Source organism: Azorhizobium oxalatiphilum, from assembly GCF_014635325.1.
Taxonomy (GTDB): Bacteria; Pseudomonadota; Alphaproteobacteria; order Rhizobiales; family Xanthobacteraceae; genus Azorhizobium; species Azorhizobium oxalatiphilum.
This window is the reverse complement of sequence record NZ_BMCT01000004.1, coordinates 227,688-251,380: the sequence shown is the minus strand read 5'-3', so window position 1 is coordinate 251,380 and position 23,693 is coordinate 227,688. Positions and strand designations below refer to the sequence as shown.

Here is a 23,693-nt window from a genome sequence, read left to right as displayed (position 1 = left end):
ACGAGGCGAATGCACGGGGATGAACACACGCTCTTTCTGAGCGCCCTTGCCTTCCTCGCAGCGGCTGTCGTCTCCGTCCCCATCGCCAAGCGGCTCGGCCTCTCGCCGGTGGTCGGCTATCTCGCGTCCGGCATCGCCATCGGCCCTTCGGGCATCAATGTCGCCAATCCCTCGACCGTCATCACGGTGGCCGAGCTTGGCGTGGTGCTGCTGCTGTTCCTGATCGGCCTCGAACTCCAGCCCTCGCGCCTCCTGTCCATGGGGCGCTACATCTTCGGCCTCGGCACCGCGCAGTTGCTCTGCACCGGCGCGGTCATCGCCGTGGTGGACTATTTCCTCGGCTTCGGCTGGGCCGGGGCCATCATCTCCGGCATGGCGCTGGCCATGTCCGCCACCTCCATCGCCCTGCAATTGCTCTCGGAGCGCGGAGACCTGTCGTCCGGCTACGGCCAGCGGGCCTTCTCCATCCTGCTGTTTCAGGACATCGCCATCGTACCCCTGCTGGCGCTGGTGCCGCTGCTGGCCCCCGGCGGCGAGGACGTGGCCGCCCGCCCGCCCATGCAGGTGCTGCTGCAAGCCGGCGGCATGGTGGCGGCCATCGGCACCATCATCCTGGCCGGCCGCTTCCTGCTGAACCCGCTGTTCCGCCTGCTGGCCCGCTCCGGTGCGCGCGAGGCCATGACCGCCGCCGCGCTCCTCGTAGTGCTGGGGGCCGCCGGCCTGATGGCCTTTGCGGGCCTCTCCATGGCGCTGGGGGCCTTCCTGGCCGGGCTGCTGCTGTCGGAAAGTACGTTCCGCCACGAACTGGAAGCCAATATCGACGCTTTCCGCGGCCTGCTGCTGGCCCTGTTCTTCATGGGCGTCGGCATGTCGCTGGATCTGGCCGTGGTGGTGCCGCATCTGGTGCCGGTGCTGGCGGGCGCGGTGATGATTACGGCCATCAAGTTCTCCGTGGTCTTCTTTCTATATCGCGGCGTGCATCGCGATCTGGCCGATGGACTGCGGGCAGGCGCGGTGCTCATGCCGGCAGGCGAATTCGCCTTCGTGCTGTTTCCGCTCGCCTTGTCGAACGGCATTCTCGATCAGGAGCAGGCCTCGCTGCTCACCGCCACGGCCGCCATCACCATGATGATCGGCCCACTGGCCTTCGCGGGCATCGAACTGCTGCTGCCGCGCCTGAAGAAGGCGGAAGCAGAGCCGGAGCCGGACGATTTCTCCGATGCCAACGGCAGCGTCCTGATCATCGGCTTCGGCCGCTTCGGACAGGTGGTCTCCCAGTGCCTGCTGGCGGAAAACGTGGGCGTGACCATCATCGACAACGATGTGGAGATGATCCAGAGCGCCGGCCGGTTCGGCGTCCACATTTATTACGGCGACGGCACGCGACTCGACGTGCTGCGCTCGGCCGGTGCTGAGACGGCAGAGGTGATCGCCGTCTGCGTGGATGACAAGGATACCGCCACCCGCATCGTGGACATGGTGAAGGCCTCCATGCCGCAGGCCCGCCTGTTCGTGCGCAGCTACGACCGGGTGCATTCCATGGACCTGCTGCGCAAGGGCGTGGATTTCGAAATCCGCGAAACCCTCGAATCGGCCTTCAGCTTCAGCTCGCGCACGCTGGAGTCGCTGGGCATCGACGCCGAGACCGCCCGGCAGCGCGTGGCGGACGTGCGCGAGCGTGACCGCGCCCGCCTGCTGCGGCAGATGGAGGAAGGCCTTTACGCGGGCATGGACATGGTCACGCCCCGCAAGGTGGAGCCCGAGCCGCTCACCGCGCCCGAAAAGCCCGCCCGCCCGCTCAATCCCGAGGCGCAGGACGTCCTGTCGCACGAGACCGAATTCTCGGGCTGACCTCTCGGCCGGTTGCGAACGGGCGTCCGCCTACCCATTCTTGGCGGGCCCTGCCCCCGGCCTTGCCGCCTTGGGCCTAGCCTGATTGCGCCCCGTTTCTTTATCCAGCCCCGAGATCATTCCCCATGCAGAGCCCCGCGCCCATCTTCACCCGCGGCCCGATCATGCGGCACGTGGCGGTGATGACCGCGACCGGATCACTCGGGCTGGTGGCAGTGTTTATCGTGGACCTGCTGAACCTGTTCTACATCTCGCTTCTGGGCGAGGCGGAGCTGGCAGCAGCCATCGGCTATGCCGGCACCATCATGTTCTTCACCACGTCGGTGGCGTTGGGCATCATGATCGCCGCCTCGGCCACGGTCTCCCGCGCGCTGGGCGCAGGCCGGCCGCGCCACGCCCGCCGGCTGGCCACCGCCTCCGTGCTCTACATGACGGTGGCGACGGTCCTCCTTACCCTCCTTCTCCTGCCGCTGATTGGCCCGGTGCTGCACCTTCTGGGCGCGCGCGGACAGGCGGCCGAGATCGGCCATCGCTTCCTGTCCTTCGTCACCCTGTCCACGCCCCTGCTGGGGCTCGGCATGGTGACGTCCAGCCTTTTGCGTGCCACCGGTGACGCCAGCCGCGCCATGTGGGTGACGCTGGGCGGCGGTCTGGTCACGGCGGTGCTCGATCCGCTGCTCATTCTTGGGCTGGGGCTGGGTGTGGATGGCGCGGCCATCGCCAGCATCCTCTCCCGCTGCGCCATGGCGGCCATGGGCCTCTACTGGTGTTCAAAGACGCACAATCTGTTCGTGCGGCCGCGGCTGGCGCTCCTGCTGAACCATGCCCAGGCGCTCGGTTCCATCGCCATTCCCGCCATCCTGACCAACATCGCGACGCCGGTAGGCAACGCCTTCGTCACCAGCGCCTTATCGCCCTATGGTGATCAGGCGGTCGCCGCCTGGGCGGTGATCGGGCGCACCATTCCGGTGGCTTTCGGGCCGCTGTTTGCCCTCACCGGTGCGGTTGGTCCCATCTTCGGCCAGAACATCGGTGCCGGCCTTTTCGACCGTCTGCGCACCACGCTACGCGACAGCCTGATCCTCACCGTGGTCTATGTGGGCGCGGTCTGGGTGCTGCTGGCGCTCGGGCGCCACCAGATCGCCGCCGCCTTCAGCCTGGCACCGGACGCGCAGGAGATCGTGGCCTTCTTCTGCCTGATTTCGGCCGGCAGCTTCATCTTTCTCGGCGCGATGTTCGTCTCCAACGCCGCCTTCAACAATCTCGGCGCCCCGCTGCTGTCCACCGGCTTCAACTGGGGCCGCGCCACGCTGGGCACCATGCCGTTCGTCTGGATCGGCGGGCATCTCATGGGGGCGAACGGCGTCATTCTCGGCCAGTCGCTGGGCGCGGCGGTGTTCGGTGTTCCCGCCATGGTGTTCGCGTTCCGGCTGATCGATAAAATTCGCAGGACAGCCGAGGCCGGCAAGCCGATGCCGGAATCCCATCCGGCGCCCGCCGAACTGCCCCCGCTCGCTTCGCCGCAGGATGCAGTCGCCATCGACAGGTGATTTCGACTCCACAATGGCATAGGCTCCCACGGGGAGGCCGTGCATGGATCAATTCGTACAATTACTGCGTGCCGCACAAGGTGGGCAGGGCGTCGAGAACCTCGCGAGCCTCTACGGGCTTTCCGCGCAGCAGGCGCAGCGCGTCATGGAGGCGCTGATGCCGGCCTTCTCCGCCGCCATGCAGCGTGCCATGCAGTCGCCTGACGGCATGGCCAACCTCACCGTGCTGATGATGAGCGGGCCGTATGGCGCGCTCTATGAACATCCGCCCACCGCGCCCAACGATCTGGCCCGGCCCGGCAATCCGGTTCTGGACACGGTGTTCGGCAGCCCGGACGTGGCCCGCGCCGTGGCCGACCATGCCGCCAGCACCTCCGGCCTCGCCACCGCCGTGGTGAAGCAGGTGATGCCCTCCTTCGCCACTTTGCTGCTCGGTGGACTGGCCAAGTCGCTGGCCGCCTCCGGCGCCATGAACCAGTTGCTGGCCGCCTCGCTGGCCCGCGCCAGCGGACAGCCCCTGCCCACCGGCAATCCCTGGATCGATGCGCTTGGCAACCTGCTGAGCCCACCGCCGCAGGCCGCGACCCGAAGCACCGGCAATCCCTGGATCGATTCCTTCGCCCAGATGATGGTCCAATCTCCCTATGGCCTCAGGGGCGAGACCCGGCGCAGCCCCAATCCATGGGAAGCGCTGGCCGAAACCATCACCACCGCCATGACCAACTTCCAGATGCCCATGCAGGCCTGGACGACGGCCGTTGCGCCCAAGCCCGAGCCCAAGCCGGCCCCTCCGCCGCCCCCGGCCGCTCCGGCGCCCCTGCCCTTCCAGGATTATTTCGCGCAATTCTTCGCGCAGGGGTTCCCGCCCGGCTTCTCCCCCTTCGATCTGCCCAAGACCGGCGGCACCGGGAGCGGCCCCACGGGCTTCTACCCGTTCGATTTCTGGAGCCAGATGCTCGACCGTGCCTCCGGGCGCGGCCATGGCGGCAAGAAATCCTGACCGGCCAAGAAAAAGCCCGCGCCGTCTGACGGCGCGGGCGAGGCGGCGGTCACGAGGGGCGACCGCGATGGGAAAGTCGGATCCGGTTCAGATCTGCGATTTCCGGATCATCTGCCGCAGCAGCATCCTGCGGGCGGCCTGCCGCTCCACCGAGCGCTGAACCAGCACCTCGGTCGGGTCCGACCACCACGGTACGGACGCCGCATCGCGCAGGTCGCCGCGGTCGATACCCATGTCCCGCAGCATGCTGTCGCTCATGCCGCCGAGCGCGTTCAGCTCGTTGCGGCGGGCGATCGCCTGGGTGATATGGCGCACGAAACGCACGGCCACGCTGGCGATACCCACCAAGCGGGCGCCGAAAGGCTCTGCGACTGCACTCTTCATCTCACCAAGGCTCGCCATTTTCATCTCCATCGGCCGGGCGTGGATCATTCCTCCTACAGACCAGCGGGTGGCTGCCACCCGATTTCGCTGCGCCGGCGCGGATGTTGTGACGGAGGGCGATGAATCAGACTAGCGAATGTTATTCATCCCAAATATCATCACAGATGATGATTGCCGGGATCGGCTCTCCCGCCATTGCCCATGAGGCCGCCATGACCGTGCTGCTCGATACGGACCACCTGCGCACCTTTGTCGCCATCGCGGAAACCGGCAGTTTCACCCGCGCGGCGGACGTGGTGCACAAGACCCAGTCCGCCGTATCCATGCAGATGAAGCGGCTGGAAGACCGGGTGGGCCGGGCCCTGTTCGCCCGCGACGGACGCGCCTCGCGCCTTACCGCAGACGGCGAGCGCCTGCTCGATTACGCCCGGCGCATCGTGAAGCTGAATCTGGAGGCTGTGGCCGCTTTCGCTGACGAGGCGCTCTCGGGCCGGGTCTGCCTCGGCGTGCCGGATGATTACGCGGATCGCTATCTGCCCGACATCATGGCCCGCTTCTCGCGCACCCATCCCTCGGTGGAGCTGACCGTGGTGTGCGAGCCGAGCTTTCGCCTGAGCGAGCACATCGCCGCCGGCACCATCGATCTCGCCATTATCACCGCCACGGAGATCACCGGCCGCAACGCCCAGGTGATCCGGCGCGAGCGCCTGCTCTGGGTGAGTTCGCTACGCCATTCCGCCCATCTGGAAACACCGACGCCGCTGGCGCTTGGCCAGCCCACCTGCCAGTGGCGGGACGTAGCCATGACGCGGCTCACCGCCGCCGGGCGGGCCTATCGCATGCTCTACAGCAGCCCCAATCATGGCGCGGTATCCGCCGCCGTCCTGTCCGGGCTTGCGGTTTCGGTGGTGCCGGAATCGGCGCTGCGCCCCGGCATGCGCGTGCTCGGGCCATCCGAGGGCTTCCCCCCGCTGCCGCCCTGCGACATCGGCCTGCTGCGCAACCGCCACGAGCCTTCGGCACTTGCCGATGCCTTGGCCAATCACATCATCCAGGGCCTCGACAACCTCACCGAGGCCACGGCGGCGGCCGAATAGGCGGGCCTGCCGACCCGCCTCATCCTCAGTAGGCCAGTTCCTCGAACGCCGGCTCCACCGAGCCCTGCCACGCGCCGTGATAGCGCTCCAGCAGGACATCCGCCGGCGTACGGCCGGTGGCGACCACCTCTTCCAGCGTGCACAGGAAGCGGGTCTCGTCGCGCCCCTGACTGTCGAGATGCCGGCGCCGGGCGAGGCCAGCCTTGGAAAGAGCCAGCACATCGCGGGCAATGTCATGCACGCTGCGGCCGCCGATCTCGGCCTTGAGGCCGAGGCGAGGCACGTCGTCGCGCAACGCCTGCCGCTGTTCCGCCGTCCAGTCCTTCACCAGCTGCCACGCCTGATCGAGGCTCTGGCGGTCATAGAGCAGACCGACCCAGAAGGCCGGCAGGGCGCACAGCTTGGCCCACGGGCCTGCATCCGCGCCGCGCATCTCCAGATACCTTTTGAGGCGCACTTCCGGGAAGATGGTGGAGAGATGGTTGATCCAGTCCGCCTGCGTCGCCCCCTCGCCCATGGCAGCGGGATGCTTGCCGGCCATGAGGTCGCGGAAGGAAGAACCGGAGACGTCGATATAGCTGTCACCGCGCTTCAGGAAATACATCGGCACATCAAGCGCGTAGTCCACATAGCGCTCGAAGCCCATGCCGTCCTCGAAGGCGAACGGCAGCATGCCCGCGCGGGCATTGTCCGTGTCGCGCCAGATCTCCGAGCGGAAGGACAGGAAGCCGTTGGGCTTGCCCTCGGTGAAGGGCGAGTTGGCGAACAGCGCGGTCGCGATGGGCTGAAGCGCCAGCGACACCCGCAGCTTCTCCACCATGTCGGCTTCGGAGGAGAAATCGAGATTCACCTGCACGGTGCAGGTACGGAACATCATGTCGAGCCCGAGCTTGCCCACTTTGGGCATATAGCCGGACATGATCTTGTAACGGCCTTTGGGCATCACCGGCGTTTCGGCGCGGGTCCATTTGGGGCTCATGCCGAGGCCGAGGAAGCCGACGCCCAGCGGCTCCGCCACCTTGCGCACCTGCTCCAGGTGGGTGTTCAGCTCCGAGCAGGTCTCGTGGATGGAGGCCAGCGGGGCTCCGGACAGCTCGAACTGGCCGCCGGGCTCCAGCGAGATGGCCCCGCCGCCGCGCGGATCGGCCAGACCGATGATGGTCTCGCCTTCCATGATCGGCTCCCAGCCGATGATGTCGCGCATGCCTTCAAGGATGGCCCGGATGCCCTTCTCGCCGTCATAGGGCACGGGTTCGTGCCGGCCGAGGGTGAAGGGGATCTTCTCGTGCTCGGTGCCGAGGAGGAAGGACTGCTCGGGCTTGTTGCCCGCCTCCAGATAGGCCACCAGCTCGTCGCGCGAGCGGATGGGTGTGGCGTCCGTCGTATCGCGCGCCATGAAGACCTATTCCCCGTTCCCCAAGGCAGGCTCTGCTTTGACTGCATGCCAGTCAAAGCAGAGCCTGCCGATCCAAGAGTTAGAGACCGATTCACCGATCGGGTTGAAACGACCCGACCGGACCCGTCTCCCGGCAACCGTCCGCGGCGGGGCCGCAGGCACTGCTGCCGTGCAAAGCTGAAAACAGGCAGGCCCGGCGAGGCTAGCCCGGCGGCTCATGCCGCCCCCGCACGAGGCAGGACCGGGACACGAGGGACCGAACGATCCCTGCCGTCACGGAGGTGCGGGGCGCGCGAACATACACGGCAGCGCGGCGACCGCAAATCACATCGCGGACCGTGCTGCCGAGGTCAGGCACAGGAAGGGTTTTCAGGGCAGTCGGCGGTGCCTCCTCACCGTGCGGGAGACGGCGAACGGGCTCCGGACAGCCGGCGGCCGTGGTCCGGCAGGATGAGCCAGATGAATCGGAGATGCGTCATCGACCGATGGCCGCGCGAGGGTGGCCAGCCCTGATCGGGCAAGGCTTCGTGGCGACGATCCGGCACCAAAGGTATGCACCGTGAAGACGCCGGACCGGCCATCCGCAGCCACCGGCACTGCCCGAATGAGGAGACACGCACCGCATCGGCGGGCAAAGCCGCCCCGTGGTGGGGCAGCGATCATTGGCCGCGCGGGAGAGGCGTGGTCGAGGTCAGGCAGGCGGGTGCTTGCGCGCCTCTTCCTCGATCAGTTCCTTCTTGCTGAGCTTGCCCACCAGCGTGCGGGGCAGGCTCTCGCGAATCTCGATGTCCTTCGGCATCTCGACCTTGGACACCTGCTCGGTGAGGAAATGCTTGAGATCCTCAGGGCTTGCGGCATGGCCCTCGCGGAGCGTCACGAACGCCTTGGGCGCCTGCCCACGGTATTTGTCGTTCACGCCGATCACCACCGCCTCGCTCACCGCATCATGCAGATACAGTGCTTCCTCGATGATGCGCGGATAGACGTTGAAGCCGCCGCAGAGGATCACGTCCTTGATGCGATCCACGAGGAACAGATAGCCGTCCGGGTCCACATAGCCCACGTCTCCGGTGCGGAAGGCGCCGTCCACGAACACTTGCGCCGTCTCTTCCGGCCGCATCCAGTAGCCCAGCATCACCTGCGGGCCACGAGCGCACACCTCGCCCTTCTCGCCGGTGCCGAGAATGCGGGAAGGGTCTTCGAGACTGCGGATCTCCAGCTTGGTGCCGGGCACCGGCAGGCCCACGGAGCCATCCTTGATGGTGCCGTTGGGCGGATTGGCGGTGAGAACGGGCGATGTCTCGCTGAGGCCGTAGCCCTCCACGAGCTTGCAGCCGGCGAGCGCCTCGAAGCGATGGCGCACTTCCACCGGCAGGGGGGCACCGCCGGAGATGCAGATGTTCAGCGATGACAGATCGTACTGCGATAGGTCCGCCGCATTGTTGATGGCGCCATAGATGGTCGGCACGCCGGGGAAGACCGTCGGGCGGGTGGCGACGATGGTCTTCAGCAGATCCTGCAACTGGAAGCGCGGGACCAGAATGATCTCGGCACCGATGGCGATGGGGATGTTCATCACCGTGGTCATGGCGAAGACATGGAACAACGGCAGCACGCCGAGAACGCGCTCGCAGCCGATGCCGAGGCAGTCCACATGGTCGATCACCTGCCGGGCATTGGCGGCAATGTTCGCATGGGACAGCATGGCGCCCTTGGGAATGCCCGTGGTGCCACCGGTATATTGCAGGACCGCCACATCGCGATCCGGGTCCACCGCCACGGGGCGCAGGGTGGGCACGTCGGCAAGGATCGCCTTGTAGGCCACGTGCCGTCCGTCCGCGAGATCGTAGACGGCCTTGTCCTTGCGCTTGAACAGGTTGAACAGCAGCCCCTTGAGCGGTGACAGGATGCCAGCGAAGGGGCAGACGATGATCTTGGCCAGCCCGCTCTCATCGGCCACGGCGGCAACGCGGGAATGGATGATCTTGAGATCCGGCACCACCATGATGCTGGTGCCCGAATCGCGGATCTGGTGCTTCAGCTCGCGCTCCACATAGAGCGGCGAGAAGTTCACCACCGTGCCGCCAGCCTTCAGGATGGCGAAGTAGAATATGACCGAATAGGGCGTGTTAGGCATGCAGATGCCCACCCGCGTGCCCTTGATGACGCCGAGCCGCTGCAATCCGGCCGCCGTGCGGGTGACGAGGTCCCCCAGCTCCGAATAGGTCCAGCGGCGACCGAGGAAATTGAGTGCCGGCAAGGCGCCGTGTGCAGCCACGCTGGCATCGAGCAGATCCGTCAGCGGGCTCGCGGCGCTCGTGTGATCGAGACGCTGAAGCATCCTGTCCTCCCTCTTCCCGCTCGAACGGCGGGTTGCCCACGGCCTGCGGCGGCGGGTAGCGGCTTGGCCCCCTCTGGGCGCCGCTTTGACCGTCATCCGCAGCCGGGGCCGCGGATGACGCAATGTAACCCTGAGAAGGCGGGAAGAGAACAGCGCCAGCCCGCCCCTTTTCTGGGGGCAACGGCTGGCGAAATCTCACTTGACGATCAGGGCCGTCTGCGTGGGCTGGGGCGCGTCGAAGCGATAGCGCACGCCGAGGGAAACGATGTCCACATAGGCATTGTTCACTTCGGCGGTCAGCGTGCCGCGGGTGGCATTGGCCGGATCCAGCGGGCTGAGGTTCATGGTGCCGCTGTCGCCGAAGATATGGGTGTAGGCGAGATCGAAGGAGAGCTGCGGCGTCCACTGGTAGGTGGCACCCACCGACAGCCATGTGCGATTGGAGTCCGGCAGGCGCGGCGTGCGGACCTCGTCGGTGACGGGCGAGATCTCGTAGCCGAGGCCGGCGCGCAGGGCGAGGCGCGGATCCCATTGATATTCCACGCCACCCGAGAAGAACCAGCCGTCCCGCCACTTCAGGTCCAGCACCGAGGGCGAGGTGCCGGTGGGCAGCACGATCAGCTGCTGCACCGTGGACCAGTTGGTCCATTCGACGGTGCCCATCACCGTCCACTGCGGGTTGAGCTGGGAGCGGAAGCTGCCCGTCACCTGATCCGGCAGGGTGAGGCCGGCATGGGCCGGGAACATGGCCGCCGGCGTGCCGAACGGCGTGTAGGCCGTCACCTGCCCATCGAGATTGAGGTCCACGAAGGAGCGGTAGCCGATACCGACCGTGGTGCCCGGAGCCAGCGTGAACAAAGCGCCGAGGCTGAAGCCGAGGCCCACGTCGTCGCCATCCACGGCGCCGCTGCCGGTGATGGGGCCGGAGAGGCCGACGCCGATGATCTGGGCCTGGGTCAGGCGGGCGTCCATATAGTTCAGGGAGACGCCGCCGCCGATGGTCAGCCAGTCGTTGACCTTGTAGGCGAGGCTGCCCTGCACGTTGACGTCATAGATGCGGCTGTAGCAGCCGTAATAGCGGCCCGACCAGTTGCAGGGGGCGTCCGTGACGAGGCCGAAGGGGGCGTTGAGGGCAAGGCCAACCGCGATGCGATCCCAGCCATAGGACACGTAGCTGGCCGGCAAGGCGGCATCGTCCACGATGTCGCCGACCCCGATGCGGCCAAGGTTTGCGCCGGTCAGCGGGGCGGTGGCGCTGTTCACGTCCACGGAGGCGTGGGGCATCACATAGCTGACATTGGCCTCGACCTGCATGCCGGGCAGCATGCTGGTGGCGGCCGGGTTCCAGTACATGGAGGCAAGGCCCGCGCCGCCTGCGGCCACGCCGGCGAAGGAGGAGCCCTGGTAATAGGCGCCCTGCTCGCGCAGACCGAAGCCGCCGGCGAGGGCACTGCTGGCACCCAGCGCCAGCAAGGAAGCCGCCACCAACGGGCGGGCGAGAACGGGAAGAACACTGACCGGCGCCGCGCGCCGCGAACGGGAACCCTGAGACACGATCCGCCCCTCCCCTATGACGCCAATGGCGCCCCTGTGACGTTTCCAACCGGGCATCTTTTATTGTTGCACCGCACCAAAAGGTTCAGCAGATGCCCTATACGTCATCAGCATGCCTATCCGCCGATTGGCGTCAACGTGTCCCATCATAAAGATGGAACATTTCCAACAGTACATGCGCAGATGTCACCCGGATGCAACACTAATCACGAACAAACCGGATCCAGCAACCGCAACACATCTGCCGACTTAGGGATTGTTTCATACATTGACGGCCGCGACATGGAACAATGGATGGAACATTGGGTCGCACACTCATGTCGCAACGCAGCAAATATTGCAGGCCCGAGTCGCAAGGCCCCACGAATATTGGCTGGCAATATTGCTTGCATAGCAACAAAGGCGACCGCCGCCCCTTGAAGGGCCGGTCAAAGCATGTATCTTAAGAGCCGACAGATGACGTATAGGTCAACCTATGGCATCCACGAATTCCGCCCCAGACAGATCGGCCCTCGACAGATCGCCACCCGACAGGTCGCCAGCCGATCGCCCGCCGATCGAGACCGCCCCGGTCGAGACGGCTCCGTCCGCCCTCACGGACGCCTTCTTCTCGGTGACGGAGCTGGCCCGTGATCTGGCCATCACGCCGCGCACCATCCGCTTCTATGAGGACAAGGGGCTGATCTCGCCCCGCCGGGCCGGCAACATCCGCGTCTACACCAAGCGCGACCGCGCCCGCATGGTGCTGATCCTGCGCGGCAAGCGGCTGGGCTTCTCGCTGCGCGAGATCAAGGAATATCTCGACCTCTACGACCTGGATCCGACCCAGTCCGAGCAGATCCGCCTGCTGCTGGGCAAGGTGCGCGCGCGGCTGGAGATGCTGGAAGACCAGCGCCTCGCCCTGGAGGAAAGCATCGCCGAGCTGAAGGACATCGAGGAGCAGACCCTGTCCGCTCTGGCCCTCGCGGACGCGGACGTCGATCCCGCCCCGCGCAAGGCTGGCGGCAAGGCACGGGGCTGAGCAGCGGATCATCCGAACCCGCGCCAAGGGCTTCGGCCCCGGCGCGGCCGGGTCATGCGTTTCAGGTCATGCGTTTCGTCGCACGGGTTTCAGGATCGCGTGCTTGAGTATCGTTCTTGAGTATCAAGAGCTTGAGTATCAAGAACTTGAGTAAAACGAGGGGAAGCGGCACTCGCACGCCGCACATGCAAGTCCGACAGACAAGACCATCAGCCAAAAGATCAACAGCAACAAGACCGAAGAGCCACGCCAGATCCGGCGGATCTGAACCGGCATCTCGAGGAAATTTCAGGAGCGCCCATGTCGAACGTATCCAACGTCGTCATCGCGGGCTATGCCCGCTCCCCCTTCGCCCCGGCCAAGAAGGGCGATCTCGCCCGCGTGCGCCCGGACGACATCGCCGCCCAGGTGGTGCGCGAACTGATCGCCCGCACCAAGGTGAACCCCGATGACATCGAGGACCTGATCGTCGGCTGCGCCTTCCCCGAGGCCGAGCAGGGCTTCAACATCGCCCGCCTCATCGGCATGATCGCGGACCTGCCGCAGTCGGTGGCCGGCGTCACGGTGAACCGCTTCTGCGGCTCCTCCATGCAGGCCATCCACATGGCCGCCGGCCAGATCCTGCTGGGTGCCGGCGACGTCTTCATCTGCGCCGGCATCGAGAGCATGAGCCGCGTGCCCATGACCGGCTTCAACCCCATGCCGAATCCGGCCCTCCACGCCAAGAACGCCGCCGCCTACATGGGCATGGGCGACACGGCGGAGAATGTCGCCAGCAAGTGGCAGATCACCCGCGCCGATCAGGAAGCCTTTGCGGTGGCCAGCCAGCAGAAGGCCGCCAAGGCGCAGGCGGACGGGCGGCTGAAGGACGAGATCGTCCCCATCCGCGTCAACGGGAAGACCATTGAGCTGGACGGCTGCATCCGCGGCGAGACCACCACGGCCGACCTTGCCGCCCTCAAGCCCGCTTTCGACCAGAACGGCACGGTGACGGCCGGCACCTCCTCCCCGCTCACCGATGGCGCTTCCGCTGTTCTGGTATGCTCGGAGGACTATGCCTCCAAGCACGGCCTCGACGTGCTGGCCCGCCTGCGCAGCGTGGCGGTGGCCGGCTGCGCGCCGGAGATCATGGGCATCGGCCCGGTGGATGCCACCCGCAAGGCGCTCTCCCGCGCCGGCATCGCCATGGATGACGTGAGCGTGGTGGAGCTGAACGAGGCCTTCGCCTCGCAGGCCATCGCCTGCGCCCGCGACCTCGGCGTGAAGCCCGAGACGCTCAATATCGACGGCGGCGCCATCGCGCTCGGCCATCCGCTGGGCGCCACCGGCGCACGCATCGTCGGCAAGGCGGCCTCGCTGCTGAAGCGCGAGGGCGGCCGCTATGCGGTGGCCACCCAGTGCATCGGCGGCGGCCAGGGCATCGCCACCGTGCTCGAGCGCGTCTGAGCGGAGGCAGCATCATGAGCGAGATCCGCAAGGCCGCCGTCATCGGCGCCGGCGTCATGGGTGCCGGCATTGCCGCCCACATCGCCAATGCCGGGGTGGAAGTGCTCCTCCTCGACATCGTGCCGGAAGGCGCGAGCAACCGCAGCGCCATCGCCGAGAAGGCGGTGGAGCGTCTCCTGAAGGCGGAACCCGCCGCCTTCATGTCCAAGCGCGCCGCCAAGCTGGTGAAGACCGGCAATGTGGAGGACGACCTCGACGCGCTGGCCGACTGCGACTGGATCGTGGAAGCGGTGGTGGAGCGCCTCGATGTAAAGCAGGCGCTCTATAAAAAGATCGACACCGTGCGCAAGCCCGGCACGGCGGTGTCCTCCAACACCTCCACCATCCCGCTGGCGGCACTCATCGACGGCCTGTCGGAGGGCTTCGGCCGCGACTTCCTGATCACCCATTTCTTCAATCCGCCGCGCTACATGCGCCTGCTGGAAATCGTCTCCGGCCCGGCCACCGATCCGGCGACCGTCAAGCGCGTCAGCACCTTCGCCGACGTGAAGCTCGGCAAGACGGTGGTGAACTGCAAGGACACGCCCGGCTTCATCGCCAACCGCCTCGGCACCCAGTGGATGCAGCTGGCCGTGGGTGAAGCCTTCGCCCTCGGCCTGACGGTGGAGGAAGCCGACAGCGTCATGGGCCGCCCCTTCGGCATTCCCAAGACCGGCGTGTTCGGCCTGATGGATCTGGTGGGCATCGACCTGATGCCGCACGTGCTGAACAGCCTCCAGCGCGCTTTGCCCAAGGACGATCCGTTCCACAAGGGCACGCGCGACCTGCCGCTGATCGGCGAGATGATCGAGAGCGGGCTGACCGGCCGCAAGGGCAAGGGCGGCTTCTACCGGCTGAACCGCGACGGCGGCGGCAAGGTGAAGGAAGCCATCGACCTCACCAACGGCACCTATCGCCGCGAGGAGAAGGCGCGCCTGCCGGAAGTGGAAGCGGCGGCCAAGAAGGTGAGCGCGCTGCTCACCGCCCCGACGCCGGCCGGGCGCTATGCGCTCTCCGTCATGGCCCGCACCCTGTCCTATGCCGCCTGGCTGGTGCCGGAAGCGGCGGATGACGTGGTGGCCATCGATGAGGCCATGCGCCTCGGCTACAACTGGAAATGGGGTCCGTTCGAGCTGATCGACCGCATCGGCGCGGCCACCCTCATCAAGGCGCTGGAAGGCATGGGCGAGCCCGTGCCGGAATTCCTGGCGCTGGCCCACGACAAGACCTTCTACCGGGTCGAGAACGGCAAGCGGCAGTATCTCGGCCGCGATGGCGTCTACCGCGACATCGTGCGGCCCGAGGGCGTGCTGCTGCTCTCCGATATCAAGCTCGTCTCCGAGCCGGTGCTCAAGAACGGCTCGGCCTCGGTGTGGGATCTGGGCGACGGCGTGCTGTGCTTCGAGTTCACCTCCAAGTCCAATTCGCTGGACGAAGGCATCATCAGCCTGCTCGGCAAGGCTTCGCGGCTGGTGAAGGACAAGCACAAGGCGCTCGTCATCTATAACGAGGGCTCCAACTTCTCCGTGGGCGCCAATCTCGGCCTCGCGCTGTTCGCCTGCAACATCGCGGCCTTCGGCGAGGTGGAGAAGCTGGTGGCGGCCGGCCAGCAGGCTTATCAGGCGCTCAAATACGCCCCCTTCCCCGTGGTGTCGGCGCCTGCCGGCATGGCGCTGGGCGGCGGCTGTGAGATCCTGCTGCATTCGGATGCCGTGCAGGCTTATGCGGAAAGCTATATCGGCCTTGTTGAATGCGGCGTCGGCGTGCTGCCCGGCTGGGGCGGCTGCAAGGAGATGCTGACCCGCTGGCAGACCGACCCGGCCCTGCCCAAGGGGCCGATGCCCGCGCCCTCCAAGGTGTTCGAGATGGTGAGCACCGCCACCGTGTCGAAATCCGCCGCCGAGGCGAAGGAATACAAGTTCCTGCGCGACAGCGACGGCATCACCATGAACCGCGACCGCCTGTTGGCGGACGCCAAGGCCAAGGCCCTCGCGCTGGCGGAAAACTATGTGCCGCCGCAGCCGAAGGAACTGACGCTGCCCGGCCCCTCGGGCCGCGTGGCGCTGGAGATGGCGGCGGAAGGGTTCCACAAGCGCGGCATCGCCACCAAGCATGACCTCGTGGTGGCCTCGGCTCTGGCGGAAGTGCTGACCGGGGGACCGGCGGACCACATCCAGCCGGTGACGGAAGCGCAGGTGCTGGAACTGGAGCGGGCCGGCTTCATGAAGCTGATCCGCACCAACGCCACGCTGGCGCGCATCGAGTCCGTGCTGGAGACGGGACGCTCGCTGCGCAACTGACGGGCGCGAGACCGGCCGCTGCGCAACCCGGGGGCGGGCAGCAGCGGCTGGAGGCATGGCGGGCGCGCAAGCTCCGCCCGTCATGCCTCCCTTGATTTCGGAGGGACGCCCCGGCTCTCGCGACGCCCTCCCCGCCCCGCGCGACGCGCTCCCTCTCCCGCTTGCGGGGGAGGGTTGGGAGGGGGAAGAGGCGGAACGGTTGCCAGGCGTACATCCCTCTCCGCTCGTCATGGCCGGACTTGATCCGGCCATCCACGTCCCTCCGCCGGGAGGTCGCATGGATGCCAAAGCGAACGGTGAGGAAACGGATTTCTAAGCGGGCCATCCACTGTCGGCCCGACGTGGATGCCCGGGTCAAGCCCGGGCATGACGAAGCTCTTGGATTCAGCCATTCCACCGGCCCCTTCCCCACCCCGCCCGACGGGGCGTAGAACACGGGCAACGGATCAGAAAACCTTAAAGGGAGACGACCATGCAGACCTATCAGCCGCCTCTGCGCGACATGCGCTTCGTGCTGCACGAACTGCACGGCAGCGAGGCGCTCAAGGATCTCAAGGGGTGCGAGGACGTCACCCCCGATCTCATCGACGCCGTGCTGGAAGAAGCCGGCAAGCTGGTGACCGAAGTGCTCGCCCCGCTCAATACGGTGGGCGATGCCGAGGGCTGCAAGTATGAGAACGGCGTGGTGCGCACGCCCACCGGCTTCAAGGACGCCTACAACACCTATCGCGAGGGCGGCTGGAACGGCATCGCCTGCGATCCGGAATGGGGCGGACAGGGCCTGCCGGCCAGCGTGACCAAGTGCATAGAGGAGATGATGTGCTCGGCCAACGTCGCCTTCAGCCTCTATCCCGGCCTCACCCACGGCGCCTACGAGGCCATGATGGGCCATGCCACGCAGGAGCTGAAGGAAACCTACCTGCCGAAGATGGTGGAGGGCTCCTGGTCCGGCACCATGTGCCTCACCGAGAGCCATTGCGGCACCGACCTCGGCCTGCTGCGCACCAAGGCCGAGCCGCAGGACGACGGCAGCTACAAGATCAACGGCTCCAAGATCTTCATTTCCGCCGGTGAGCACGACCTCACCGAGAACATCATCCACCTCGTGCTGGCCCGCCTGCCCGACGCCCCCAAGGGCGTGAAGGGCATCAGCCTGTTCCTGGTGCCGAAGTTCCTGCCCAATGCGGACGGCAAGCCCGGCCCGCGCAACGGCGTGTCCTGCACCGGCATCGAGCACAAGATGGGCATCAACGGCTCGGCCACCTGCCAGATCTCGTTCGACGACGCCACCGGCTGGCTGGTGGGCGAGACCAACAAGGGCATGGCCGGCATGTTCACCATGATGAACTCCGAGCGCCTGTCGGTCGGCACGCAGGGCCTCGGCATCGGGGAAGCCGCCTATCAGAGCGCGGTGGCCTATGCCAAGGACCGCGTGCAGGGCCGCTCGCTGGCCGGCACCAAATATCCGGACAAGCCGGCGGACCCGATCATCGTGCACCCGGACGTGCGGCGCTCGCTCATGACCATGCGCGCCTATAACGAGGGCTGCCGGGCGCTGGGTGGCTGGGTCGCCCGCCATCTCGACCTGATGGAGCGCTCCAACGATCCGGAAGAGCGCCAGAATGCCGAGGACTTCACGGCGCTGATGACGCCCATCGTGAAATCGCTGTTCACGGATCTGGGCTTCGCCAACGCCTCCACCGGCGTCCAGGTCTATGGCGGCCACGGCTACATCCGCGAGCATGGCGTCGAGCAATATGTGCGCGATGCCCGCATCGCCATGATCTATGAGGGTACCAACGGCATCCAGGCGCTGGACCTCGTGGGCCGCAAGCTACCGGCGCATACGGGGCGCTACCTGCGCTCCTTCTTCCATCCCGTGCTGGCCTATATCGACGCCAAGATGGACGACGAGAACCTCGGGCCTCTGGTGGGGCCGCTGGGCAAGGCGTTCGGCGCCCTCCAGCTCGCCACCGGCCATATCGCCGAGAAGGGCCTGAAGGATCCGGAAGAAGCGGGCGCGGCGGCGACCGACTATCTGCGGCTCTTCGGGCTGGTGGCGCTCGGCTACATGTGGGTGCGCATGGCGGAAGTGGCGTTCGAGAAGAAGGGCAACGCCAATGGCGAAGCCGCCTTCTACGAGAACAAGATCGCCACCGCGCGCTTCTTCATCGACCGCCTGCTGCCCGAGGTGGCGGGCCTGTGGGGCGCCATCAAGTCCGGCAAGTCGTCCATGATGGCGCTGCCCGACGACGCCTTCTGATCCAGCCCCTTCTCTTTGCCGCCGCGCCCCTCTGCGGGCGCGGCTCTTCTTTCTGCGGAGCCTGCCATGGCCGACGTTTCCGACCTCATCGACGCCCTCTCCGACCGCGCCGGGGCGCTCGCCGCGCTCAACCACACGGTGCGCTTCGACCTCACCGACGCAGACACCTCCATCTTCCTCGATGCCACCGGCCCCGTGGTGCATATCGAGGAGAGCAAGGCGGATGCTGAAGCCGTGCTCAAGCTCTCCTCCGACACGCTGGACAAGCTGATCACGGGCCGCATCGGCCCCATGCTGGCTTTCTCCACCGGCCGCCTGCGGCTGGAAGGCTCGCAGGGCGTGGCGCTGAAGCTGGCGGGACTTCTGGACAGCTGAATGGGCAGAGGCCTGCGGGTTGTTCGTAGACAAACGATCCGCAGGAAGCCCTCAAACCATATGCCTTACTTTGTATCTTTATTCTAACCTTTGTTAAGTCCGCTAAAGAGACAGAATATCTCTGTTAAATTTCAGACATGAAGCCTCCAAGCACTATTCAATAAAACGCAAAGTGCTATGGTGCGCCGCGTGGTTGAAACCCACGCGACGTTTTGGAGACTTCCAATGAAATCCGCTTTTTACGGTGCGCTGCTGGCGGTGGTTTGCGCCATCGGCGGTGCTCAGGCCCAGACGGCACCGGCCAAGCCCGGCAATACAGAAGAGATGAAACCGGCCAACTGGCTGTTCGTGCAGGTGGCCGACAGTGTGAGCGTGGACGACAAGACCATCACCCTGAAGGGCATCGCCCCGCAGACCGTGATGTTCGCCGATCGCCCCGAGCGCATGACCGGCGATGCCCCGACCGCGAACTTCGTGAAGTTCTGGACTTCGGGCAAGGACAGCTTCCAGCAGGATCCGCCCAACGCGACGCTCACCGTGGTGGTGGACGGCAAGTCGCAGGTCGCCTCCGTGGAGCTGACCAACCCGGTGCTCAACGGCGACACGCTGACCTACACCTACAAGGTGCTCGGCCAGGACAAGCCGGTCTCCGGCACCAACGCCAGCCTGTTCATCGACTGGTGGTACGGCCCCGGCCCCTACTGGCACGGTGGTGGCTGCTGGCGCGGCCCGTGGGGCCACCTGCACTGCCGTCCCGGCTGGTGATCAGCCGCTGAGCGACAGGCTCACACAAAAGACCCCGCCCGGCTGCGCCGTGGCGGGGTTTTTGTTGGGCGGTGTTCCGGCGTCTCCTGCTGCGCCAGCCCCGGCCGCCTGAAGCGACCGGGGCGGCGAAGGACGGCGCCTCAGGCGACGGTCAGGCCCACATCCACGTTGCCGCGGGTGGCGTTGGAATAGGGGCACACCTGATGCGCCTTCTCCACCAGCTCCTGCGCCTGCGCCTTGTCGATGCCCGGCAGCGAGATTTCCAGCGACGCGGTGATGCCGAAGCCGCCTTCCGAGCGCGGGCCGATGCCCACGGTGGCGGTCACGGTGGCATCCTCGGGCACCTTCACCTTGGCCTGCGCGGCCACCACCTTCAGGGCGCCGAGGAAGCAGGCGGAATAGCCGGCGGCGAACAATTGTTCGGGATTGGTGCCCGGGCCGCCCGCGCCGCCCAGCTCCTTCGGGGTGGAAAGCTTCACATCCAGCACGCCGTCCACGGAACGGGCCTGACCCTCGCGGCCGCCGGTGGCGGAGGCCTTGGTGGAATACTTCACATCAACGGACATGTTGAAAATCCTTCCGGTTTGCGCGGCCTGCCACTCCCCCATCCAGTCAAGCCCGAAGGAGCGTGGCGCCGCGAACGGGCATATATCTAGCACACAATTTAATTGTGTCAAATCGTTTTCGCCGAACGCTCTTCCCTGCCCCATCGGAATGGCCGTGCGACCTTGAAAAACCTTGTCTTTCCTGCCCCTGCGGCACGTAGGCAGGGCGGTTTCGCTGCGCCATAGTCGGGGAGACATCATGTCCAAGAGGCTCAACAACGCCCGTTTACGCGTCCAAGGCCAAGCTCATATGTCCAAAGCCAGTCTCGAACCCGTCTCCTCCGCCGCGCAGGCGAGCCCCGCCTCCAAGGCGATGACCGTGCTCCGCGTCACCAGCGGCAACTTCCTGGAGATGTTCGACTTCTTCCTGTTCGGCTTCTACGCCAACAACATCGCCCACGCCTTCTTCCCCAACACCAGCCCGTTCGCCTCGCTGATGCTGACCTTCGGCACCTTCGGGGCCGGCTTCCTCATGCGCCCCCTGGGTGCGCTCTTCCTCGGCGCCTACATCGATCGAATCGGCCGCCGCGAAGGGCTCATCCTCACGCTGGGCATCATGTCGCTGGGCACCATCCTCATCGCCTTCGTGCCGGGCTATCAGACCATCGGCGTCGCCGCGCCCCTGCTGGTGCTGGTGGGCCGCCTGCTCCAGGGCTTCTCCGCCGGCGTGGAACTGGGCGGCGTCTCCGTCTATCTGGCCGAGATGGCCACACCCGGCCACAAGGGCTTTTACGTGAGCTGGCAGTCCGGCAGCCAGCAGGTGGCGATCATCGTCGCCGCGGCGCTGGGCTATTGGCTCAACACCGCCTTCATGCCGCAGACCATCTCCGAATGGGCCTGGCGCATCCCCTTCTTCATCGGCTGCATGATCGTGCCGCTGCTGTTCCTGCTGCGCCGGCATCTGGAGGAGACGGAAGCCTTCCTCAACCGCAAGCACCGGCCCACCACGGCCGAGATCTTCCACTCCATGGCCGCCAACTGGCGGCTGGTGCTGGCGGGCATGATGCTGGTGGTGATGACCACCGTCTCCTTCTACATGATCACCGTCTACACCCCGACCTTCGGCCGTTCGGTGCTGCATCTGTCCTCCACCGACGCGCTCATCGTCACCTTCTGCGTGGGCGTGTCGAACCTGTTCTGGCTGCCGGTGATGGGCGCGGTGTCCGATCGCGTGGGGCGCCGCCCCATCCTCATCCTGTTCGCGCTGCTGACCCTGCTCACCTCCTACCCGGCGCTGAGGTGGCTGGTGGCGGACATCACCTTCACCAAGATGCTGGTGGTGGAGCTGTGGCTGTCCTTCCTCTACGCCAGCTACAATGGCGCCATGGTGGTCTCGCTCACCGAGGTGATGCCGGCCCATGTGCGCACCTCCGGCTTCTCGCTGGCCTACAGCCTCGCCACCGCGCTGTTCGGCGGCTTCACGCCCGCCGTCTCCACCTGGCTGATCGAGGCCACGGGCGACAAGGCGGCGCCGGGCTACTGGCTCATCTTCGCCGCCGCCTGCGGACTGGTGGCGACCTTCATCCTCTATTCGCCGCGCCGGGTGGCGCTGCACGAGGCACCGGCGGAATGAGCTGAGCGGGGCGGATCGCCTTCGGCTCCATCACCCGGCCGGGCTGTTTCCTTCAACGCACGATGATCGTGGACGGCGGGCGCAAGTCCGCCGTTTTGCGTGTTGGATCAAGCGATTGGATCAATTCCACGGTCAACTTTAAGTTCATTGACCCTTCTGTCAGCGGCGCGCATGCCTGAACCGCTGAACGACAAGCAACCGCTCCTTCGCCGGTACGGCGAGGCGCGGCCAGATCGTCGAAAGGAAGAAGACATGTCGGTAAAGGGCAAGGCCGTTCTGGTCACCGGAGCGAGTCAGGGCATCGGCAAGGGCATCGCCCTTCGCCTCGCCAAGGACGGCGCGAATGTCGCGCTGGTCGACATCAAGGAAGACAAGCTCGCGGGCGTGAAGGCTGAAGTCGAAGCCTTCGGCGTCAAGGCCACCACCTTCGTCGCCGACGTCAGCAAGCGCGATCAGGTGTATGCGGCTGTCGAGCACACGGAAAAGGCTCTCGGCGGCTTCGACGTCATCGTCAACAATGCCGGCATCGCGCAGGTGAAGCCGCTGGCGGACGTGACGCCGGAGGATCTGGAACGCATCTTCCGCATCAATGTGGACGGCGTGGTGTGGGGCATCCAGGCGGGCGCCGCCAAGTTCAAGGCGCTGGGCCACAAGGGCAAGATCATCAACGCCTCCTCCATCGCCGGCCATGATGGCTTCGCGATGCTCGGCGTCTATTCCGCCACCAAGTTCGCGGTGCGCGCCCTCACCCAGGCCGCCGCCAAGGAATATGCCAGCGCCGGCATCACGGTGAACGCCTATTGCCCCGGCATCGTCGGCACCGACATGTGGGTGGAGATCGACGAGCGCTTCGCGGAAATCACCGGCGCGCCGAAGGGCGAGACCTACAAGAAGTATGTGGACGGCATCGCGCTCGGCCGCGCCCAGACGCCGGAAGACGTGGCGGCGCTTGTGGCCTTCCTCGCCAGCGACGATTCCGACTACATCACCGGACAGGCCATCCTGACCGACGGCGGCATCGTCTATCGCTGATCGCCTGAAAAACGCAGGCCGCCATCGGTCTTCCGGTGGCGGCCTTTTTCGTGGAGGGCTCAGGCCAGCAAGCGCCCGATCACCATGTTGAACACGTCAGCGGAATCCACCGTGGGGATGTGGGCGCCACCGGTGATCTCGATCAGGCTGCCGCCCGGCGTCGCCTCCGCCATCTCCTGCATGATTTCCGGGCTGGCGCTCACATCCTCGCTGCCCACGAGATAGGTCACGGGGCGCGTCATGCCGCCGAGCCGGCGCATCACGTCATTGTCGCGCAGCGCGCGGGCGCAGCCCATATAGCCCTCCGCGCTGGTGGTGAGCGCCATGGCGCGCATCTCCTCCACCACCTGCGGGTTCTCCGTGCGGAAATCCTCGGCGAGCCAGCGCTCCAGCGAGCCCTGCACCTGCGGCTCCACACCGCCCACAGCCACCTGCACGATGCGATTGTCCCACAGGGCGCGCACCGCATCGTCCACCTGCACGCGGCTGTCGCAGCACAGGACGCGATCCACGCGGCCGGGATGCTCCAGAGCCAGTTGCAGCACCGCGATGCCACCCAGCGACAGGCCCATGAGATCGGCCAGCTCGATGCCGAAATGATCCATGAGGCCCACGAGATCGCCCACCAGATCACCCATGGCGTAAGGCGCGGGCACCACCTGCGATCGGCCGTGGCCGCGCGCGTTGGAGCGCAGCACGCGATGGGTGCGCGTCAGCGTCTCGATCTGCCGGTCCCACATGGCGAAGGTGGTGCAGAGCCCGTTGGAGAGCACGATCCAGGGCTTGTCCGCCCCCTCCCCGTCCCGCTGCACCTCCAGCGTGACGCCGTTCACATTTACCAGTTCGGACACTCGGCCGCCTCCTGCCTGCCGTCGCGCCACCCCGCAGGCAGAGCGGCAACGCATGGGCGCGCACCATATCCGCTCCGGCCCGCAACAGGCCAGCCACTCCGGCGCACTACGACGGCGGGAAAGACGAGCCGCCTCGGCGGCATAGTTGATGCCGCGTCGGCAAAGAAGTACACCATGATACCTCAATCAAATTTTGAATACGTATAGGCACCTTCAGGTTACTGAGGACAACGCTACCCCATGGGCGGGG

18 protein-coding genes are annotated in these 23,693 nt (G+C 66.3%); 12 read left to right on the top strand and 6 right to left on the bottom strand.

The features are described from left to right. The first annotated feature begins 9 nt into the window (after window positions 1-9). The 3 genes from IEW24_RS15535 to IEW24_RS15525 all read left to right on the top strand — a co-directional run bounded on the left by IEW24_RS15535 (window position 10) and on the right by IEW24_RS15525 (window position 4,401). The gene (locus IEW24_RS15535; RefSeq protein WP_188580211.1) at window positions 10-1,851 is read left to right on the top strand and encodes a monovalent cation:proton antiporter-2 (CPA2) family protein; all 1,842 of its coding nucleotides are present in this window, start codon (window positions 10-12) and stop codon (window positions 1,849-1,851) included. Window positions 1,852-1,976: 125 nt separating this feature from the next. Continuing rightward, window positions 1,977-3,401, top strand: a complete 1,425-nt coding sequence (locus tag IEW24_RS15530) for an MATE family efflux transporter (protein ID WP_188580209.1) — start codon at window positions 1,977-1,979, stop codon at window positions 3,399-3,401. A 43-nt stretch (window positions 3,402-3,444) separates the two neighbouring features. Further along, entirely contained in the window at window positions 3,445-4,401 is a 957-nt protein-coding gene (locus tag IEW24_RS15525) for a DUF937 domain-containing protein (protein ID WP_188580207.1), read from the top strand. A gap of 87 nt (window positions 4,402-4,488) precedes the next feature. Here IEW24_RS15525 and IEW24_RS15520 read toward each other — a convergent pair whose 3' ends face one another. After that, entirely contained in the window at window positions 4,489-4,833 is a 345-nt protein-coding gene (locus tag IEW24_RS15520) for a DUF1127 domain-containing protein (protein WP_210324227.1), read from the bottom strand. A 164-nt stretch (window positions 4,834-4,997) separates the two neighbouring features. On the opposite strand from IEW24_RS15520, the gene IEW24_RS15515 reads away from it, so the two are divergent. Beyond that, on the top strand, window positions 4,998-5,882 hold the full coding sequence (locus tag IEW24_RS15515; protein WP_188580643.1) for a LysR substrate-binding domain-containing protein: 885 nt from the start codon (window positions 4,998-5,000) through the stop codon (window positions 5,880-5,882). A gap of 25 nt (window positions 5,883-5,907) precedes the next feature. Here the strand turns inward: IEW24_RS15515 and IEW24_RS15510 are convergent, their stop codons facing one another. From IEW24_RS15510 to IEW24_RS15500, 3 genes are all read right to left on the bottom strand, one after another. Beyond that, entirely contained in the window at window positions 5,908-7,278 is a 1,371-nt protein-coding gene (locus IEW24_RS15510; RefSeq protein WP_188580204.1) for a glutamate--cysteine ligase, read from the bottom strand. Between the two features lie 691 nt (window positions 7,279-7,969). Further along, on the bottom strand, window positions 7,970-9,619 hold the full coding sequence (locus IEW24_RS15505) for a long-chain-fatty-acid--CoA ligase (protein WP_188580202.1): 1,650 nt from the start codon (window positions 9,617-9,619) through the stop codon (window positions 7,970-7,972). A 195-nt stretch (window positions 9,620-9,814) separates the two neighbouring features. Continuing rightward, on the bottom strand, window positions 9,815-11,173 hold the full coding sequence (locus tag IEW24_RS15500) for an OmpP1/FadL family transporter (protein ID WP_188580200.1): 1,359 nt from the start codon (window positions 11,171-11,173) through the stop codon (window positions 9,815-9,817). A 475-nt stretch (window positions 11,174-11,648) separates the two neighbouring features. Here IEW24_RS15500 and IEW24_RS15495 point away from each other — a divergent pair, with 475 nt between their 5' ends. The 6 genes from IEW24_RS15495 to IEW24_RS15470 all read left to right on the top strand — a co-directional run bounded on the left by IEW24_RS15495 (window position 11,649) and on the right by IEW24_RS15470 (window position 19,382). Continuing rightward, window positions 11,649-12,194: a MerR family transcriptional regulator gene (locus IEW24_RS15495; protein WP_188580198.1), complete on the top strand. Its 546-nt coding sequence runs from the start codon at window positions 11,649-11,651 to the stop codon at window positions 12,192-12,194. 300 nt (window positions 12,195-12,494) lie between these two features. Then, entirely contained in the window at window positions 12,495-13,640 is a 1,146-nt protein-coding gene (locus tag IEW24_RS15490; protein ID WP_188580196.1) for a thiolase family protein, read from the top strand. A gap of 14 nt (window positions 13,641-13,654) precedes the next feature. Next, window positions 13,655-15,979: a 3-hydroxyacyl-CoA dehydrogenase/enoyl-CoA hydratase family protein gene (locus IEW24_RS15485; RefSeq protein WP_188580194.1), complete on the top strand. Its 2,325-nt coding sequence runs from the start codon at window positions 13,655-13,657 to the stop codon at window positions 15,977-15,979. Window positions 15,980-16,451: 472 nt separating this feature from the next. Next, window positions 16,452-18,242: an acyl-CoA dehydrogenase C-terminal domain-containing protein gene (locus IEW24_RS15480; protein WP_188580192.1), complete on the top strand. Its 1,791-nt coding sequence runs from the start codon at window positions 16,452-16,454 to the stop codon at window positions 18,240-18,242. A gap of 66 nt (window positions 18,243-18,308) precedes the next feature. Next, on the top strand, window positions 18,309-18,617 hold the full coding sequence (locus IEW24_RS15475) for an SCP2 sterol-binding domain-containing protein (RefSeq protein WP_188580190.1): 309 nt from the start codon (window positions 18,309-18,311) through the stop codon (window positions 18,615-18,617). Between the two features lie 225 nt (window positions 18,618-18,842). Continuing rightward, a complete protein-coding gene (locus IEW24_RS15470) occupies window positions 18,843-19,382 on the top strand; it encodes a hypothetical protein (protein WP_188580188.1) in 540 nt (179 codons plus the stop codon). A 140-nt stretch (window positions 19,383-19,522) separates the two neighbouring features. Here IEW24_RS15470 and IEW24_RS15465 read toward each other — a convergent pair whose 3' ends face one another. Continuing rightward, window positions 19,523-19,948, bottom strand: coding sequence for an organic hydroperoxide resistance protein (locus IEW24_RS15465; protein WP_188580186.1), 426 nt, complete (start codon window positions 19,946-19,948; stop codon window positions 19,523-19,525). 289 nt (window positions 19,949-20,237) lie between these two features. Here IEW24_RS15465 and IEW24_RS15460 point away from each other — a divergent pair, with 289 nt between their 5' ends. Then, entirely contained in the window at window positions 20,238-21,560 is a 1,323-nt protein-coding gene (locus IEW24_RS15460) for an MFS transporter (RefSeq protein WP_188580184.1), read from the top strand. 252 nt (window positions 21,561-21,812) lie between these two features. Continuing rightward, window positions 21,813-22,592, top strand: a complete 780-nt coding sequence (locus tag IEW24_RS15455) for an acetoin reductase (protein ID WP_188580182.1) — start codon at window positions 21,813-21,815, stop codon at window positions 22,590-22,592. 59 nt (window positions 22,593-22,651) lie between these two features. On the opposite strand, the gene IEW24_RS15450 is transcribed toward IEW24_RS15455, so the two are convergent. Further along, window positions 22,652-23,443, bottom strand: coding sequence for an alpha/beta fold hydrolase (locus IEW24_RS15450; RefSeq protein ID WP_188580180.1), 792 nt, complete (start codon window positions 23,441-23,443; stop codon window positions 22,652-22,654). Window positions 23,444-23,693 lie beyond the last annotated feature (250 nt).